Origin of the sequence: Sanguibacter gelidistatuariae (assembly GCF_900096585.1) — a bacterium.
In the GTDB taxonomy this organism is placed as follows: domain Bacteria; phylum Actinomycetota; class Actinomycetes; order Actinomycetales; family Cellulomonadaceae; genus Sanguibacter; species Sanguibacter gelidistatuariae.
In genome coordinates, this window is the sequence record NZ_FMYH01000001.1 from 153,757 (window position 1) to 170,972 (window position 17,216).

General features: G+C 69.6%; 11 protein-coding genes. 1 reads left to right on the forward strand and 10 read right to left on the reverse strand.

Annotated elements, in window-relative coordinates:
* Positions 1-242 precede the first annotated feature (242 nt).
* The 9 genes from manD to BLQ50_RS18470 form a co-directional block, all read right to left on the reverse strand.
* The gene (manD, locus tag BLQ50_RS00780; protein WP_093180474.1) at positions 243-1,478 is read right to left on the reverse strand and encodes a D-mannonate dehydratase ManD; all 1,236 of its coding nucleotides are present in this window, start codon (positions 1,476-1,478) and stop codon (positions 243-245) included.
* Positions 1,479-1,555: 77 nt separating this feature from the next.
* Positions 1,556-2,434 carry a carbohydrate ABC transporter permease gene (locus BLQ50_RS00785; RefSeq protein ID WP_093180476.1) on the reverse strand — a complete coding sequence of 293 codons (879 nt, stop codon included), beginning with the start codon at positions 2,432-2,434 and terminating at the stop codon, positions 1,556-1,558.
* Positions 2,431-3,321 (reverse strand): carbohydrate ABC transporter permease, encoded by an 891-nt coding sequence (locus tag BLQ50_RS00790; protein ID WP_093180477.1) that lies wholly within the window; start codon positions 3,319-3,321, stop codon positions 2,431-2,433. The genes BLQ50_RS00785 and BLQ50_RS00790 overlap by 4 nt, the downstream gene beginning before the upstream one ends.
* Entirely contained in the window at positions 3,321-4,691 is a 1,371-nt protein-coding gene (locus tag BLQ50_RS00795; RefSeq protein ID WP_175558963.1) for an ABC transporter substrate-binding protein, read from the reverse strand. The genes BLQ50_RS00790 and BLQ50_RS00795 overlap by 1 nt, the downstream gene beginning before the upstream one ends.
* A gap of 240 nt (positions 4,692-4,931) precedes the next feature.
* Entirely contained in the window at positions 4,932-5,768 is an 837-nt protein-coding gene (locus BLQ50_RS00800) for a FadR/GntR family transcriptional regulator (protein ID WP_175558964.1), read from the reverse strand.
* A 235-nt stretch (positions 5,769-6,003) separates the two neighbouring features.
* Positions 6,004-9,414 carry an ATP-binding protein gene (locus BLQ50_RS00805; protein WP_093180480.1) on the reverse strand — a complete coding sequence of 1,137 codons (3,411 nt, stop codon included), beginning with the start codon at positions 9,412-9,414 and terminating at the stop codon, positions 6,004-6,006.
* Between the two features lie 2 nt (positions 9,415-9,416).
* On the reverse strand, positions 9,417-10,040 hold the full coding sequence (locus BLQ50_RS00810; RefSeq protein ID WP_093180482.1) for a DUF4194 domain-containing protein: 624 nt from the start codon (positions 10,038-10,040) through the stop codon (positions 9,417-9,419).
* Positions 10,037-11,539 carry a DUF3375 domain-containing protein gene (locus BLQ50_RS00815; protein ID WP_093180483.1) on the reverse strand — a complete coding sequence of 501 codons (1,503 nt, stop codon included), beginning with the start codon at positions 11,537-11,539 and terminating at the stop codon, positions 10,037-10,039. The genes BLQ50_RS00810 and BLQ50_RS00815 overlap by 4 nt, the downstream gene beginning before the upstream one ends.
* Before the next feature lie 96 nt (positions 11,540-11,635).
* Positions 11,636-11,806, reverse strand: coding sequence for a hypothetical protein (locus BLQ50_RS18470; RefSeq protein ID WP_175558965.1), 171 nt, complete (start codon positions 11,804-11,806; stop codon positions 11,636-11,638).
* A gap of 86 nt (positions 11,807-11,892) precedes the next feature.
* On the opposite strand from BLQ50_RS18470, the gene BLQ50_RS00820 reads away from it, so the two are divergent.
* The gene (locus BLQ50_RS00820) at positions 11,893-13,179 is read left to right on the forward strand and encodes an ADP-ribosylglycohydrolase family protein (RefSeq protein WP_093180485.1); all 1,287 of its coding nucleotides are present in this window, start codon (positions 11,893-11,895) and stop codon (positions 13,177-13,179) included.
* Between the two features lie 921 nt (positions 13,180-14,100).
* Here BLQ50_RS00820 and BLQ50_RS00825 read toward each other — a convergent pair.
* On the reverse strand, positions 14,101-17,214 hold the full coding sequence (locus BLQ50_RS00825; protein WP_093180486.1) for an efflux RND transporter permease subunit: 3,114 nt from the start codon (positions 17,212-17,214) through the stop codon (positions 14,101-14,103).
* Positions 17,215-17,216 lie beyond the last annotated feature (2 nt).

Here is a 17,216-nt window from a genome sequence, read left to right on the forward strand (position 1 = left end):
GGGACGGCAGCTAGCGGTCGTCCCGCCAGCCCCAGTCGCCCGTCACCTCAGCGAGACCTCTGGGTCGTCTATTTTGCTTGGGGTCGTCTATCTGGATAGACGACCCCAAGCAAAATAGACGACCCGTCGTCGTCGCAGCTCCGCCGTGGCCCCGTCGCCGCATGCCCGACGCCGCAGCACGCCCCGGCGCGCAGGCGCCGGGGCGTGTCGGGTCGGGTCGGGTCGGCAGGAACAGTCCCGGCTCACCAGTCGTGGATGGTCCCGTCCTGCAGGCGGTTGACCGGGAGGTAGGCCTGCTCGTAGGGGTGACCGGCAGCCATCTCCTCGTCGAGCTCAACGCCGATGCCGGGCGCCTCGCCGGGGTGCAGGTGGCCGTCCTCGAAGGTGAAGGCGTGCTGGAACACCTCGTGCGTGCGCGCGGTGTACCCGGAGTACTCCTGGATCCCGAAGTTGTGGATCGCGAGGTCAAGGTGGATCGCCGCGGCCATCCCGACCGGCGAGATGTCCTCCGGACCGTGGATGGCACTCTTGATCTGGTGCTGCGCGGCGAAGTCGAAGAGCTTGCGCAGCGGCGACACGCCACCGAAGTGCGTCACGGCCGAGCGGACGTAGTCGATGAGCTGGTCGGCGACCAGCGTCTGGTAGTCGAAGACCGTGTTGAAGACCTCGCCGATCGCGAGCGGCGTCGTCGTGTGCTCACGGACCAGGCGCAGCCCGTCCTGGTTCTCCGCGGGCGTGCAGTCCTCGAGCCAGAACAGGTCGTAGGGCTCGAGGGACTTGCCCAGCCGCGCGGCCTCGATCGGCGTGAGCCGGTGGTGCGCGTCGTGCAGCAGCGGCAGCTCGGGACCGAACTCGTTGCGGACCGCCTCGAAGACCGTCGGCATGTGGCGCAGGTAGGCGCGGGTGTCCCAGTCTTCGACGAGCGGCGTGGCGTGCTGGTCGAGGCGCGGTGCGCCTGCCACGCCGTCGGCCTCGGCGATGGCGGTGCCCTGGTGGACGCCGTAGACGGTCTTCAGGCCGGGGACGCCGGTCTGGATGCGGACGGCCTGGTAGCCCTCGGCGAGCCGGGCTCGGACGGAGTCGAACAGCTCGGGCACGGTGGCGCCGTTGGCGTGGCCGTAGGTGCGAACCCGGTCGCGGCTCGCCCCACCGAGCAGCTGGTACAACGGCAGGCCGGCGACCTTCGCCTTGATGTCCCACAGCGCGACGTCGACCGCGGCGATCGCAGCCATGGTCACCGGGCCGCGGCGCCAGTAGGCGCCGCGGTAGAGGTACTGCCAGGTGTCCTCGATGCGGTGCGGGTCCGTGCCGAGCAGCAGCGGGACGACGTGGTCGCGCAGGTAGGACACGACGGACAGCTCGCGGCCGTTGAGGGTCGCGTCGCCAAGCCCTGTGATGCCCTCGTCCGTCGTGATCTTCAGCGTGACGAAGTTGCGTCCGGGGTTGGTCACGATGACCTGGGCGTCGATGATCTTCATGGTGCTCTGCGCTCTTTCTGGGGTTGCTGCTGCGAGGGTTGCTGTGCTGCGTGAGACGGAACGTGCCTGGGCGCCGGTCAGCCTTTGGTCGCGCCGGCGGTGAGCCCGGCGACGAGGTACTTCTGGCCGAAGACCGCGGCGAGGACGACCGGGACGGTCATCAGAGCGGCGGCGGCCATGAGGCCGCCCCAGTCGGTGCTCGCGTAGGAGATGAAGTTGAACAGGGTCACCGGCATGGTCTTGGTGTCCTCGTCCGCGAGGATCAGCGCGAACATGAAGTTGTTCCAGCTGAAGATGAAGGCCAGGACCGAGGCGGTCGCCGTGCCCGGTGCGGCGAGCGGCAGCGCGATCCGCCAGAACGCGCCGAAGGCGGTCAGCCCGTCGGTGCGTGCCGCCTCCTCGAGCTCGACCGGGAGTCCTTCGAAGAACCCGATCATGATCCACAGGATGAGCGGGACGGAGACGAACATGTGGCTGAGGATCAGCACCGTGTACGTCCCGACCAGGCCGATCTGGGCGAAGAGGTAGTACCAGGGGACGAGCAGTGACACCGCGGGCACGATGCGGGCGACGAGCACGATCGAGCCGGTGCGTTGCATCGAGAACCGTCCGACCGCCCAGGCTGCCGGGACCGCGATGACGGCCGAGAGCACGGTCGAGACGACCCCGACGATGAGCGAGTTGCCCATGGACCGCGCGATCTCGCCGTCGGCCAGGATGTTGCGGAAGTTCTCCAGCGTCGGGGAGAAGAAGAGACCCACGGACGGATCCATGACCTGGACGTTCGTCTTGAGCGCCGCGGCGATCATCCAGACGATCGGCAGCGAGAAGATGAGCGCGACGATCGTGATCGCGACACCGCGCAGCCATCCCCACGGGGAGCGGCGGGGTGTGCGCAGGACGACGGGCGGCGGGGTCACCGTCGCGGCGTGCGTGCGGGTGGCGACGGCGCTCATGCGGACTTCCTTCCGGGACGGAGTCGTAGCAGGACGACGACGCCGATGATGAAGAGGGTGAACAGGACGAGGACCGCCGAGGCTAGGCCGTACTCCTGGTAGTCGAAGGTGAGGCCGTAGGCGTAGACGTTGAGCGTCTCCACCTCGAAGTTGGACCCACCTCCCGGACCCTTGGTCGCGTAGAGGATGTCGAAGGTCTTGAGGGCGTCGACCGCGCGCAGGACGAGCGCGGTGAGCAGGGTCGTCCACAGCATCGGCACGATGATGTGGCGGAACCGCTGCCAGGAGCTGGCCCCGTCGACGCGGGCGGCCTCCTCGGGCTCCTCAGGCAGGGTGGTGAGCCCGGCGAGCAGCAGCAGGGTCATCATCGGGGTCCACTGCCAGACGTCGATGAGCATGAGCGTGGGGAGCGACTGGCTCACCGAGCCGAGGAACTCCTGCGGCGGGATGCCGACGAAGCCGAGGAGGTGGTTGGCGATGCCGTTGGTCGGGTCGAGGATGAGCAGCCACAGGATGCCGATCGCGACCGGGGTCGCGAGCAGGGGGATCATGAGGGCGGTGCGGACCCACCGCATGCCCTTGAAGGCCTTGCGCATGAGCATCGCGAGGGCCAGTCCGAGGACCACCTCGAGGGTGACGGCGCCGACGGTGAAGACGATGGTGCGCCATGCGGCCGGCCAGAAGCGACGCATGTCGGTGAGGGCATCGATGTAGTTCTGGATACCGATGTAGTTGTTGTCGGCGTTCACGGCGCCGAAGGCGTCGGTGAAGCTGAGGTTGAGCGTGAAGACCAGTGGGAAGACGATCATCAGGGCGACGAAGCCGAGGGCCGGCGCCAGCATCGTCCACTTGAGCCGCCGGTTGGCCTGCTCGAAGGTGCGGGGCATCAGAACTCCTGCTGACGGTTGTCACGGACGAGGAACTCGGCGAACTCGGTGTCTGCGTCGCGCGCGACCGGCGCCACGTCCTGGCCGAGGATGCCGGCCACGAGGGGCCGACCGACGATGTCGCGGGCTCGGCCCACCTGGATCACCTCGGGTCGGTCGTGGCCGATCCCGTTCTCGGCATTGAGCCGCATGGACTCGGCGAGGTCGGCCGGGAAGGAGGCGAGGGTCGCGGGGTCCGACCACGCGGACTGGCGAGCGCCGGGGATGCCTTCGGCCTGGAGCCGGGCGACCATCTCCGGGCTCGAGGCCCACCGCACGAAGGCCCATGCGTCGTCCTGCAGACGGGAGAAGGTGTTGATGCCCAGGCTCCACGACGGGATGTTGTGCGGCTTCGAACCGGCTGGGCCGGCCGGGAACGGAGCGAACCCGACCGTGTCCTGGACGGTCGAGATCCCGGGGTCGAGGAAGTTGGAGTAGATCGCGTCGGCGTCGATGTAGAAGGCAGCCTTGCCCTGGGCGAAGATCGGCATGGCCTGCTCGAGGCTCATGTTGGTCACCCCGGGCGGCCCCGTCTCCTTGAGCAGGCGGCCGTAGTACTCGTAGGCGGCCAGCGCCTCGGGGGTGCCGATGCCGGAGGAGCCGTCCTCGAGCGTGAAGTCGCCGCCGTGGGAGTAGAGGAAGCTCGACCACTGGGTCACGGCGCCGGACCGCTGCCCGCGTCCGACATAGCCGAAGAAGCTGTTCTTGCGGTCGGCGAGCTCGAGGGACATCGAGAGCAGGTCGTCGAGGGTCTGCGGGGCACCGCCGAAGTCCTCGACGAGGTCCTTGCGGTAGTACAGCGCGGGGCGCTCGGTCACGACGGGGACGCTGAGCACCTCACCACGGGTGATCGAGCGGTCGCGCGGAGCCTGCTGGAAGTCCAACCAGTCGTAGTCGGCATCCTCGGTGCGCCCCGTGAGGTCGGCGAGCCAGCCGTTGCGGGCAAAGAGCAGCTGCTCCTGGAGGGCGCGGACCATCATGACGTCGATGTCCGACGCAGAGGCGTTGAGCTTGACGTTGTAAGAGTTGGACAGCTGGTCCGCGGTGAGCATCTGCATCGTGACGCGGCGACCGATGAGGTCCTCGAACTCGGGGAAGTACTCCGAGATGGCCTGGGACCACACGTGGTTGATCGCCATGACCCGCAGGGGTGCATCCGGTCCGGGGGCTCCGGTGCGCGGTGCGCAGGCGGAGAGTGCCGTGGCGCCCGCGACCGCTCCTGCCGCCGCGACGAACAGCTTGCCGAAGGACCGGCGGGACAAGGCGGCGCTGGTGATTCCGCCAGCTCTGGCGGTGACCAGCTCGCGTGTCGGGGGCCGTATCAGGGACATCGTTATCCTCGTACTCTCTGTTCCGCTGCATTGCAGGACATCGTGCATAGCGGCCTTGCGACCTCACAAGACCGGTGGTCCAACTGGTAGTACCAGTTGGACCATAGCAGAGGGTGGCGGGGTGATGCACATGTGGGGGACGGGGCACAGAGGTGGCTTCGGGCGCCACTGACTGGCTGCGTTGTCATCGGGCTCTACTCGTACAGAGCCCGAGGTGGAGCCGTCGGCGCGCTGACGCGCTCAGCGTTCCTGCGAGCTCCGGAGCAGCGTCTCGATGTGGCGGGTGGCCATGACGTCGAGGCTGATGTCGAGGTCGGAGCCGTAGGTGCGCAGACCGAGAGCGAGGTGCTCGCGCATACGGTGTCGAGCAAGGTCGACGTCGCGGGCGCGGATCGCCGCGAAGATCTCCGGGTGGTGCGGGACACCTTCCTCCTCGATCAACGGGTCGGAGTTGGACCGCAGCATCATCTCGAACATCAGGCCGCTGATCGACGACATCATGACGCGCAGGACCGGGTTGCCCGATGCCGCCGCGATCGCATCGTGGAAGTCGAGGTCCGCTCGCGCCTTCGCGACGACGTCCTGGGCTGTGGCCATGCGGTCGTTGGCGGCGGCCATCGCGGCGATGTCCACCTCGGTGGCGCGTTCGGCCGCGAGGCCGACGATCTCGACCTCGAGCGGGATGCGCGCCTCGATGAGCTGGCGCACCGTCGGTCGCTCGGCCCGGTAGAGCGCGTCGTAGCCACGCGCCTGTGCGGAGGAGTGCTCGCTGACGAAGGACCCGCGGCCGGGCGCGACCTCGATGAGGTTCTGCGCCTCGAGACGACGCAGCACCTCGCGCACAACATTGCGGCTCGCCCCGAACTGGATCGCGAGCTCACGCTCGGACGGGAGCTTCGCACCGACCGCGATGTCACCGGAGCGGATATCGCGCTCAAGACGCCGGGCGATCTGCTCCGTCAGCAGCCCCCGCTGGTGCGGCAGTGGCTCGGGAGCAGGCGGAGCGGACACCCGCAGGGCGCCGCCGACCAGCATCGACGTCGTCGGTTCAGGCGTAGCGCTCGGCAGGACGGGCATGCCCCTGAGGATAGTCGAGCCGAGTGGCCAGCCCGGCGGCCGGCGATCCCCCGCCCACAGGTCGTCTATTTTGCTTGGGGTCGTCTATCTGAATAGACGACCCCAAGCAAAATAGACGACCCATCGCCGGGAACCTGATCCTGGAGCTCGGATGCCCGACGCCGCGCGGCGCTATCGCAGCCAGCCGCGGGCCGGGTCACGGTCCGCCCCGGGTCGGACCCGCCGACCGCCCACCTCACTCCGGGTTCAACGCCCCCACCAGGTGCGCAGCCCGCTTGGACCGGTACTGGTTGATCGTGAGCGTCTGCAGCCGCGACCCGCGCCCGCTCGGGTTGTCCACGTACCCCACCGCGGAGATGAACGGCTCGATCACGTGGATCTTCTGGAGCGGCGTGACGATCAACAGCTGCAGCCCGAGGTTCCGGAAGAGCTGCAGCGCGAACCGCGTCGACTCGTCCGACCCGCGCCCGAACGCCTCGTCGATCACGACGAAGCGGAACGCCTTGGACCGCACAGCGCCCCAGTCCAAGCGGAACTGATACGCGAGCGACGCCGCGAGGATCGTGTACGCGAGCTTCTCCTTCTGCCCACCGGACTTTCCGCCCGAGTCGGAGTAGTGCTCGAACTCGACGTCGTCGACCTTGGACCGCTCGGAGGCGGAGAGCACGAACCAGTTGCGCACGTCGGTCACCCGCCGGGTCCACGCCTGGTCGGCCTCGGTCTGTCCCTCGCGCCCGCGGAACCGCTCGATGATCTCCTTGACCCGCAGGAACCGCTGCTCGGAGTACTGCTCGAGGTCGTCGCCGAGCACGTTGTCCGTGCACGCGCGCAGCTGCGCGCGGAAGTCGCGCACCTCGGTGTTCGGCGTGTGCGCCATCTCCAGCCGGATGTACGTCCCGGGGTTGTAGTCGATCGCGCGCAGCGAGTCGTTGATGACCTCGATGCGGTCGCTCATGAGCTCGGACTGCTTCTTGAGGTCGGCCGCGAACTGCGCCACGTCGCGGATCGTGTTCGTGTTGAGGTACTCCTTGAAGTTCTCCTCGAAGCGCGGCAGGTCGTCGCGCTCGAGGCGCTCCAGGAGGGAGCGATATTCCCCGGCCGCGCGCACGTCGTTGTCCATCTCGGACGTCTCGACCGGGAACTTCACCGCGAAGGCCGCCATCGCCCGCGCCACGTTCGTGGCCAGCAGCCCCTGCTCGCGGTGCCGCGCCTCGACGACTGCGGTGAGCTGGGTGCGCAGCGCCGCCTCCATCTCATCAAGACCCGCGGCGTCACGACCAGAACCAGAAGCCCGCACCTCCTCGAAGAGCGCCACCAGCGCCGCCTGCTGCTCCTGCGCGACGCCGCTGCCCGCCTCCGCGAGCACCGCCGCGCTGGTCTCGCGCTGGGTCCGGAACGTCTCGACGGCGTGCCTCTCCCCGCCGTTGGCCGTGATGAGCTCATCCCGCTCGACCTTGAGGTCACCGGCCCGCTCCGCCAGGGACGTCAGCGTGACCGCCAACGAGGCCAGCTCGGCGGAGTTCGCCTCGATCCGCCGCTTCTCCGCGGTCAGCACCGCGACGTCGTTGACGACCTGTTCCCAGTCAAGCTCGACAAACGACCGGAACATCTCCAGCCGATTGAGCGCGTATGCCTTCTCAACCATGGTGTCCTTGCCAGCGATGAGCGCGGCGCGGCGGTCACCGAGGTCGGCGAGGCGGTGACTGACCGTCTCGGCCTTCGCCAGAAGCGTGTCGACCTTGGCCCGGTTGGACCAGCCGAGCACAAAGGTGGAGCGGTCGTCGATCCGGCTGCGGTCGTTCTTCACGTGATGGCTCGAGGAGAACTTGATCTGCCCCTCGCGGGTGATCGCCCGGGTCGCCGACCGGAAGTCGGCGAGGGTGTCTACGCAGTCCAGCCCGGCGCGCCGGGCCAGCTCCTGCTCGAGCCACCCGGACAGCGGCGACTCGCGCACCGACAGCAGGTCGGCGAGCTGGGGCCACTGCCCGGGGCTCGGCGTCTCGACGCGACCCCGCTGCCCCGCGGGCACCCGGTAGTACTCGAGCTTCTGGCCGAGGTGGTTGGCATTGATCCACCCCGACACCGCGTCGTAGTGCTCGGCCGGCACGAGCAGGGACAGCGCAAAGCCCCGCAGCACCCGCTCGGCCGCGCCCTCCCAGTCCTGGTGCTCGGCGCGCACGGCGATGAGCTCACCGGCGAAGGGCAGGTCGTCCTCGACCAGGCCGAGCTCGCTCGCGACCTGGGCGCGCAGCAGCAGCGACCGGTTGGGCAGGCTCGACGTGCGGCCCTGGAGCGACGTGATCTCGTCGTTGATCTCCCGGCTGACGACCTTCTGCTCGCGCAGGTCGACGTCGAGCTCGCCGATCGCGGTCTCGACCTGGCGCAGCTCGGTCTTCTCCGCGCTCACCTGGCCCAGGATCTGCCCACGGCGGAAGTCGAAGTCGCTCGCCCCGTCGACCGGGTCGAGGCCCGCGGCGGCGAGGTTGGACCGGTATTCCGCGGCCTTGCGCTCGCGCTCGGCGCGCAGCACGTCCAGCCGGGCGACCTCGCCCTCGATCTGGGTGAGGCGGTCTCCGCCGTGCCCGGCGCGCTCGAGCTCGAGCCGTCGCCGTTCGGCCTCGACCGTGGTCACCTCGGCATCCACGGCCACGATCCGCGACTCCCGGGCCGTGATCGCGGCGTCGTACGCGTCGATCTGGGAGGTGAGCAGCTCGACCTTGCGGGTCGCGGTGAAGTAGCGCAGCGCGGAGCGCTGGGCGGCGGCCGCGGTCGCGGCGGCGACGGCGGCCGCGTGCTTGTCGCAGTCGGCGACCAGCGGCGTGAGCTGGAGGATCTGCGCCCGGGCGCGGGTCACGGCGTCGTGCGCGCGGGTGAGGTCGTCGAAGTGGGCGACGAGGCGCTCGGTCCACTGCGCGGAGTCGAAGGGCTCGAGCATGTGCTGACGGACGAACTCGTTGAGGTCGCCGACCGACTTCATCGAGACGGTCTGGTGGAACAGGTCCATGGCCTGGTCGGACTCGATGCCCAGGAGCCGGCGGAAGTCCTTGCCGTACTCGGGGAAGGTGTCGCGGATCTGGGCGCCGGCCTCGCGCAGGCGCCGGCGCAGCGCGTTGATGTCGCCGTCGAAGTTCGCGAAGTGCTCGGCGATCGTCATCGACGTCGTCGCCGTGACGAAGAAGCGGCTCGGCTGCCCCTGGTCGCCGTCCTTGAGCCAGAACACCTGGGCGAGGACGCCGCGCGCGTCGAAGCCGCGGTTGGCGAACTCCCCGAGAATCACCGAGTACGTGCTGCCCTCGCGCAGGCCGACGGGCCGGCTTGTGCCGGTCGCCTCGTTGCGCTCGGACTTGTAGTAGCCGGACACGTAGGAGCGCAGGGTCCGCTCGCGGGCCTCGGCCCCGGCGGCCTTGTTGTAGTTGATCCGGTTGGCGGGCAGCAGCAGCGTCGTGATCGCGTCGACGATGGTCGACTTCCCGGAGCCGATGTCCCCAGTGAGCAGCGCGTTGCGCCCTTCGAGCTCAAAGGCCCAGGTGTGCTTGTCGAAGGTACCCCAGTTGAGGACCTCGAGCCGGTCCAGGCGGAACCCCGCCCGCTGGTCGACGTCCGCCTCCGCGTCATGCAACTCGACCGCGCTGAACAGGCCTTCCATAGTCAGGATTCCATTCCGGAGTAAGAGAGAGAAGTCATGCCCGACGCCGCACCGTGCGCCGCGTACTCGGCCAGCCTCGCGTCGAGCTCGGCCAGCCACTGGGCGTCGACGAAGGCCTTGAGGATGCGGCGCACCTCGTACGACCCGTCCGGGACGACCCGCAGGAACCCGAGCTCGACCGCCCGGTGGATGTTGGCCTCGACCTTGGAGACCGTCCGGACGTCGTTGCTCGAGGACGGAAGGAACACTCGCAGCATCTCCACGATCTCGTCCCGGCGCAGGATCAGCCGGGTCTCCCCACCCTCGGAGTCGAACTGCGCGAGCCGCTTGCGCAGGAGCGCGAGCAGCAGGCTCACGTCAAAGGGCAGCGAGCGCCGGGCCACCAGACGCAGGGCGGTGTCGCGCTCCTCGTCGTCCTCGGGCAGGGCCTGGAGGTAGGCGTAGCCCTCGGACTCGTCGACGACGACGGTCAGCGCGATGGTCGCGACGTAGTCGCGGACCTGCGGGACGAGGGTCACGAGGTCGGCGAAGAGCTGGGCGTGGGTGTCGCGGTAGACGACGCCCTTCATGAGCGCGGTCACGACGTGCGAGAGCTCGGAGTCGGTGCGCACCGTGGGCTGGGTCATGAGGTCTCCAGAGCAGAGTCGGACGGGCGGGGCGCGCCGGCCTTGCGGACGAAGGTCACCCGCGGCACGGTCGCGACGCGTTCGATGTCGCCGACCTCCCAGCGGACCTCGTCGGTGTGGCCGGAGTCGAGCACGATCGTGAAGCGCGGGTCGTCGAGAGACAGGTAGGTGACAAGCTCGGCGAGGCCCTGGTCGAGGGGCTGCGCCGCGACGACGTCAGGCAGGGAGACCTGGCTCGCGTGGGCCAGGGCCGAACGCACGGCCGCCGCGAGGCGCTCGGGGTCGACGTGCACCTGGTCGAAGAGCCGCGTCACGTCGAAGTCGACCTCCCCGGCCACCACGTCGGTCTCGATGCGAGCGACGCTCTGCGGGCGGAACAAGGGCCGTTCCATGGGCAGCACGATGTCCAGGCTCGTGCCGCCGATCTCGGTCGTGAGCTCGTCCAGGGTCGCCGCCGGGAGGTCCCGCACGGCGAGCGCGTGCCCCTCGATGCTGCGCAGCAGGTCCATGACCCGGCGGTTCTCGAGCCACACCTGGTCGTCGAGGAAACGGCGCAGCTGCTCCGAGAGCACCCGCACAGTCTGCTGCGTGCGCTCCCCGGCCTCGAGCCAGTCGTAGTGGATCCGGCGCATCCGCCGGTCGCCGCCACTCACCCCGCTGATCGTGCTGATCGCCTCGAGGGACTGCACCTTCGTGATGAGCTCGGTGAACTCCTCCTGCCGCTCGCGCGAGAGCAGGAAGTCGTAGAAGGCGTGGAAGCTGCGGCCCTGGTCGGACTGCGCGATCGAGTCGCGGCTGCCCACGACCTGCTCGAGCAGCTCGCCCTTGGCGCCGTCCCAGCCGGTGATGCGCTCGCGCATGTCCCGGTCGAGGCGGCGGAAGTTGTCCTCGACCTCGCGGAAGTCCGAGAGCAGCTCGGCGGCCATCGCCGCGAACTGCTGGTAGCGGTCTCGCTGGGCGCCGGAGTCCAGGACCTGCACGACGCCGTCGCGCACCCGGGCGATCTCGGCGTCGAGCTGGGCGCGGCGCGCCTCGAGCTCGGCGAGACGCACTCCGGGGTCGGTCTCGGTGCCCACGGCGAGCTGACGGAGCAGCTCGAAGACAGTGTTGAGGCGAGACTCGGTCCCGACGAAGGTCCGCCCGCTCAGCGAGGCGACAAATCCGACAGCCTTCTCGACGGCGGGGGTCGCGTCGTAGTGCGGCTCGTCGGATCCGGGGCGGTAGTACTTGCGCAGCCACGCGGCGTCGGACCCGGCCCAGGTGTCCAGGTAGGCCTTGGGTGAGCGCGGGTAGGGGACCTCCCCCGGCGCGGCGCCCGCATTGAGGTCGTAGAGCGCGTCGTCGAGCAGGGAGACCAGCTCGGTCTCACCGATCGAGCGGACGTTCTGCTCGATGAAGACCCGACCGAGGAAGCTCAGGACCAGCGGGGCGGAGTCGGCTCGCAGGAGCCGCCAGGCGGCGTTGTCGCGGCGCAGCGCCTCGACGTCGTCGTGGTTCATTGCTCTCTTTCAGTCCGGCGGGCGAAGAGCAAGCGTATGCCTTTTCTCTCCTGCGTTCCGCAGGGTCCACGCGGTCCGCGGTGCGCGCCGGCGCGCTCAGGCCCAGGAGCCGCCCGACCAGGAGAACCATACGAGGGCGGCGACGATGACGACCTCGATCGCGAACAGCATGAGCGTCCAGCGGCGGGTCTTGCGCCGCCGCGGGGCCGGGCGCGGTTCGGCGTCGACCTCGGTCGATCGCACCTGCGGGTCTGTGTCGTTTGCCACACTCTGAGTATCGGCACGGTTGTGCAGAACCTGAGTAGAGGGCGCGCTTCCACGGTGGCACCGTCACCGTTCTGTAATCTTCAACCATGAGCTCTGACCCGTACCAGTTCGCCCTGCTCGACCGCGCCTCCGGGGTTCTGCTCGGGCAGGCCTGCGGCGACGCACTCGGGGTTCCGTACGAGTTCTCCTGGCCGCCCGAGGGAGAGGCGGAGATGCGCGGTGGCGGGCTGGGTCCCTACGCACCCGGGGAGTGGAGCGACGACACCCAGATGGCGATCTGCATCGCCCGGGTGAGCGAGCGCGGCGGCGGCCTGCGCACGGCCGCCGAGCTCGACGAGATCGCGGCGGCCTTCGAGGACTGGTTCTCCGGCGGGGCGTCCGACGTCGGCACGCAGACCGCGTCGGTGCTGCGCGCGGCAGCGCACCTGTCGGGTTCCCCCTCGGAGCGGCTGACCGCCGCATCGCGTGCGCTGCACGAGGCGACCGGGCGCACGGCCGGCAACGGCGCGCTCATGCGCACCGGCGTCGTCGCCCTGGTGGCCCTCGACGACCGCGAGGCGACCGCGCGGGCAGCGACCGCCGTCGCGCAGCTGACCCACGCGGACCCGCTCGCGGCCGAGTCGTGCGTGCTGTGGTCGGAGGCCATCCGGGTGGCCGTGACCGAGGCACGCCTGGACGTGCGGGCCGGGCTCGACCTGCTCCCGGCGGAGCGCCGCGGCCCGTGGGAGGAGTGGATCGCCGACGCCGAGCAGGAGCAGCCCCGGGCCGACCTGCGCACCAACGGCTTCGCGGTGACCGCGCTGCAGGCGGCCTGGCACGCGATCTACCTGTCGCCGTACTTCTCCCCCGGCGTCACGACCGAGTACGACCGGATGGTCTCCCACCTGTCCGACGCCCTGCACCGCGCGGTGCGGATCGGCGGCGACACCGACACGGTGGCTGCGATCGCCGGTGCGCTCCTCGGGGCCCGGCACGGGACCCAGTACATCGCCCCCGAGTGGGCCCGCGCGGTCCACGGCTGGCCGGGGATGCGCGGCATCGACATGTCCCGGCTGGGCCGGCTCACCGCGCAGCGGGGACTCGGAACCGCCCCGACCGAGCAGACCTGCCCGGTGTGCGGGGTCTACGGGATCCCCTTCAGCCGGTACCCCAACTTCGTCTGCCGGTGGTGCGAGGCCTGGGTCACCGACGAGAACGGACGCCCGGTCTGGTTGTCCAACACGAGCTTCTCCGGCGGGTTCGACGCCCACTACGCCGACGGCAAGCCGGCCTCGGAGCTGGCCCGGTCCGGGCAGGTGTTCATCTCGGGGCAGCCCTTCCGGGCTGGCGAGGCCCGGTTCGGCGGGGTTGTCGTGGAGGCGGTCGCGGGGTAGGTGGTGGGCGTGGGGTAGGTGGTGGGGTAGGCGGTGGGGTAGGTGGTGGGCGCCTGGCCTGAGCCGGGCCCCGGTCGCCCGCCCGGGGCTGCCTTCGGTCGCCCAAACCCATACGGTGCGTGCTCTTGACTACGGTGCGTGCGTTCAAACACGCGCACCGTAGTCAAGAGCACGCACCGTATGGACGCCAGGCAGCCGGGGCCGCCGGGCCGCCGGCTCGGCCGGGGCTGTTCGCTCACGGCGTGAGCGGTTGTCCGACCTGTCCCTGGCCCGGCGCTGACGACGGTGCTAGACCGAAGGTATGCCACCGGCACGGGGTCTACCCCTCAGCGGTGACTCGAGGAGTCCCGAGGGACGCGAGCGCGATGACCCCCGCGAGAGCGCAGGCCACCTGGAAAAGGCACCATACGTGACGCCGAGTGCCGGCGAGATGAGGTGACGCGCCGAACGCCCCTCGGGCGGCGGGCGCCTCTCCCCAGCGCCCAGTGCGTGGCTTTGGTTCGAGTGCGGCACTTCAAACTGCCGCACTTGAACCAAAGTCGCGCACTCGATGGTCCGGGCCACATCCACGCCACCCATGCCCGACGCCGCCCCGCACCCGGGCGACAGCCCCGCCAGCCCCCTCAGCTCTCTTCCCGCCCGCCTCTTCCCGCCCGCCTTCCGTACGGTGCGTGCATTTGTCTACGTTACGTGCGTTCAAACACACGCACCGTCGACAAATGCACGCACCGTACGTGACACCGAGGGCCGGCGAGATGAGGCGGCGCGCCGCACGCTCCTCGGGTCCGAGGGAACCAGCGGTGGACCCCTCCCCGGGGGGACGCAAACGGGACGTTGCCCAGCCGGGGAGCCGGCCACTGAGTTCAGTCAGCTCAGCCGAGCCCAACCGGCCCAGCAGCGAACCGCCAGCCCCGCCGCGCCCTACCCGACAGGAACCAGGTCAGCGTCGCCCGCGTCGACAACCAGCAGCTCGTCATCCGAGGGCTGCCCCTTCCGGCGCCCCTCGATCAGCCGGTACAGGACCGGCACGAGCACGAGCGTCAGCGCGGTCGAGGACAGCAGTCCACCGATCACGACGATCGCGAGGTCCTGGGAGATGAACCCGGAGGACCCGGTCACCCCGAGGGCCATCGGCACGAGGGCGAAGATCGTCGCCAGTGCGGTCATGACGATCGGGCGCAGGCGCTGGCGGGCACCGTTGAAGACGGCATCCTCCACGCTCTGGCCCTGACGCCGATACTGGTTGACCAGGTCGATCAGCACGATCGCGTTGGTCACCACGATGCCGATGAGCATGAGCATGCCGATCAGCGCCGAGATCCCCAGCGGCTTGCCGGTCAGGAGCAGCAGCACGATCGCCCCGGTCGCGGCGAAGGGGATCGAGACGAGCAGGATCAGCGGCTGCACGAGCGACCGGAAGGCCGCGACCATGAGCAGGTAGACGATCGCGATGGCGATGAGCATCGCGAGCCCGAGCTGGCTGAAGGAGTCGCCCTGCAGCTCGGCGAGCCCACCGATCGAGGCGGTCGCGCCGTCGGGCAGGTCTAGCGTGTCCAGACGGGACGTGACCTGCGAGGTGACCTGGCCCAGCTCGCCCTCGTCCGGGGTGATGGACAGGGTCGCGACGAGCTCGGCGTCCTGACGGGTGATGGTCGTCGGAACGGTCACCCGGTCGATGCTCGCGACGTCGGAGAGCGGCACGAGGCCGGCCGGCGTCGGGAGCAGGATCCCGGAGATCTCCGCGGTCGTCTGCGGGGTGGCTCCGGAGTCGACGAAGATCTTGTAGTCGTGGTTGTCGATCCGCAGCCCACCGATGCTCTGCGGGGACACGGTCCCGGCGACGATCCCGACGACCTGCATCTCGGTCAGCCCGTGCTCGAGCGCAGCCACCCGGTCGACGACGATCTGCAGCGTGGGCTGCGCAGCCGCGCGGTCGGAGGAGAAGTCCGAGGTGTGCTCGAGGCCCGACAGGGTCGTCGTGACCGTCTCGGCCGCCGCGTCCAGCACGGTCTCGTCGGGCGCGGTGACGACCACGTCGACCGTGGAGGAGAAGCCCATCCCACCGGACTCGGGCACCGTGATGGTCCCGGCGTCGGTGATCTGCGCGAGGCGGTTCTCGACCGTCGTCTTGAGCGCGGCCTGGTCGGCTCCGGCGTCCGTCGTGATGATGTACGACGCCGTGCCCCCGCCGCCGCCCATCATCGCTGCCAGGCCCTCGCCGCCAGAACCCGCGGTCATCATGACGTTGCCGACGCCGTCGATCTCGGCGAGCGCGTCCTCGACCTGAGTCGCGCCCTCGCCGATCGCGTCGAGGTCGGTCCCGGGCGTGAACTCCTGGGTGACCATGAGCATGTTCTGCCCGGTCGAGCCGAGGAAGTCGACCTTGAGCAGCGGGACGAGGGAGACGGTGAGGACGAGCAGCAGGACCGAGGCCACCACGGTGATGACGGGGTGACGCTGGGTCGAGCGCAGGATCGGCTTGTAGGCGCGCTGCAGCGCGCCGCGGTGCTCCTTCTCCTCCGCCGCGGCGCGCGCCGCGGCCACGTCCACGACGCCCTCGGGGCGCTTGAGGAACCAGTAGGAGAGCACCGGGACGATCGTCAGGGCCACCAGGAGCGAGGACACCATGGCGATCGCGACGGTCAGCGCGAAGGGCCGGAAGAGCTCCCCGACCATGCCGCCCACCATCGCGATGGGCAGGAAGACGGCGACGGTGGTCAGGGTCGAGGCTGTGATCGCCGAGGACACCTCGCGCACGCCGGTGAGGATGGACTGCTTCTTCGGTTCGCCGTAGCTGAGGTGCCGTTTGATGTTCTCGATGACGACGATCGAGTCGTCGACCACTCGTCCGATCGCGATGGTCAGCGCACCGAGGGTGAGCATGTTGAGCGAGTAGCCGCCCAGGTACAGCCCGGTGAACGTGACCAGGACCGAGAGCGGGATGGAGATCGCGGTGACCAGCGTGGAGCGGACTGAGAGCAGGAACACGAGGATCACGAGGATCGCGAAGACCAGCCCGAGCACACCTTCGGTGGCCAGGTGCGAGATGGAGTCTTCGATGAACGGTGCCTGGCTGAACAGCGTGGTCAGCTCGACGTCGGAGCCCAGCTCGGTGCGCAGCGTGTCGAGGGTGTCCTCGACGGCGTGGGAGGTGGCGACGACGTCGGCGTCGGCGGTTGCGGTGATCGACAGCGACAGGCTCGGCACGCCGTTGGTGCGGGTGATCGAGGTCAGCGCCTCGGGGACCAGCGCGACGTCGGCCACGGAGCCGAGGGTGACGACCGCGCCGGGCTGGGTCGCGGAGGCGAGCGGGAGGCTCTTGAGGTCATCGAGGCTGGTCAACGCGCTGCCGGCCTGGACGGAGAGCATCTCGCCGTTCTCGGCGATCGAGCCGACCGGGAGGGTGAGGCCGTTGGCGTCGAGCACGGTGGACAGGTCCATGACGGACAGGCCCGCGGCGGCGAGCGCCGCCATGTCGGGGGTGATCGTGATGCGCTCGCCCTGCGCGCCGCTGACCGTGGCGGCGCGCACGCCGTCGATGCTCTCGAGCTCAGGGACGGCGATCTGGGCCAGGGCCGCGGACAGTTCGCTGACCGGCTTGTCGGAGGACGCGGTGACGAAGATGATCGGGAAGTCGGCGATGGACCCGGCGATCACCTCGGGGGTGGCGCCGTCGGGCAGAGACGTGACGGAGTCGAGCGCCCCTTCCAGAGCGCGCTTGAACTCGGCGGCGTCCACGCCGTAGGTGTAGGAGACCGAGAGCATCGACACCGAGCTCGAGGACGTCGCGACGACCTGTTCGACGTCGGCCACGGAGGCGATGGCCTTCGACAGCGGGAGGGAGACCTGCTCGTCGATGACCTCTGGGCTGGCCCCCGGCAGCGTCGTGATGACCATCGTCTGCGGCATGGAGATCGACGGGATGAGCTCCTGCTTGAGGTTGGCCATCGAGAAGAGGCCAACCCCCGCGACGAGGATCGTGATGAGGGCTACGAGCGCTCTGTTGGCGAGGCTCAGCCGGGTCAGTCGAAACATAT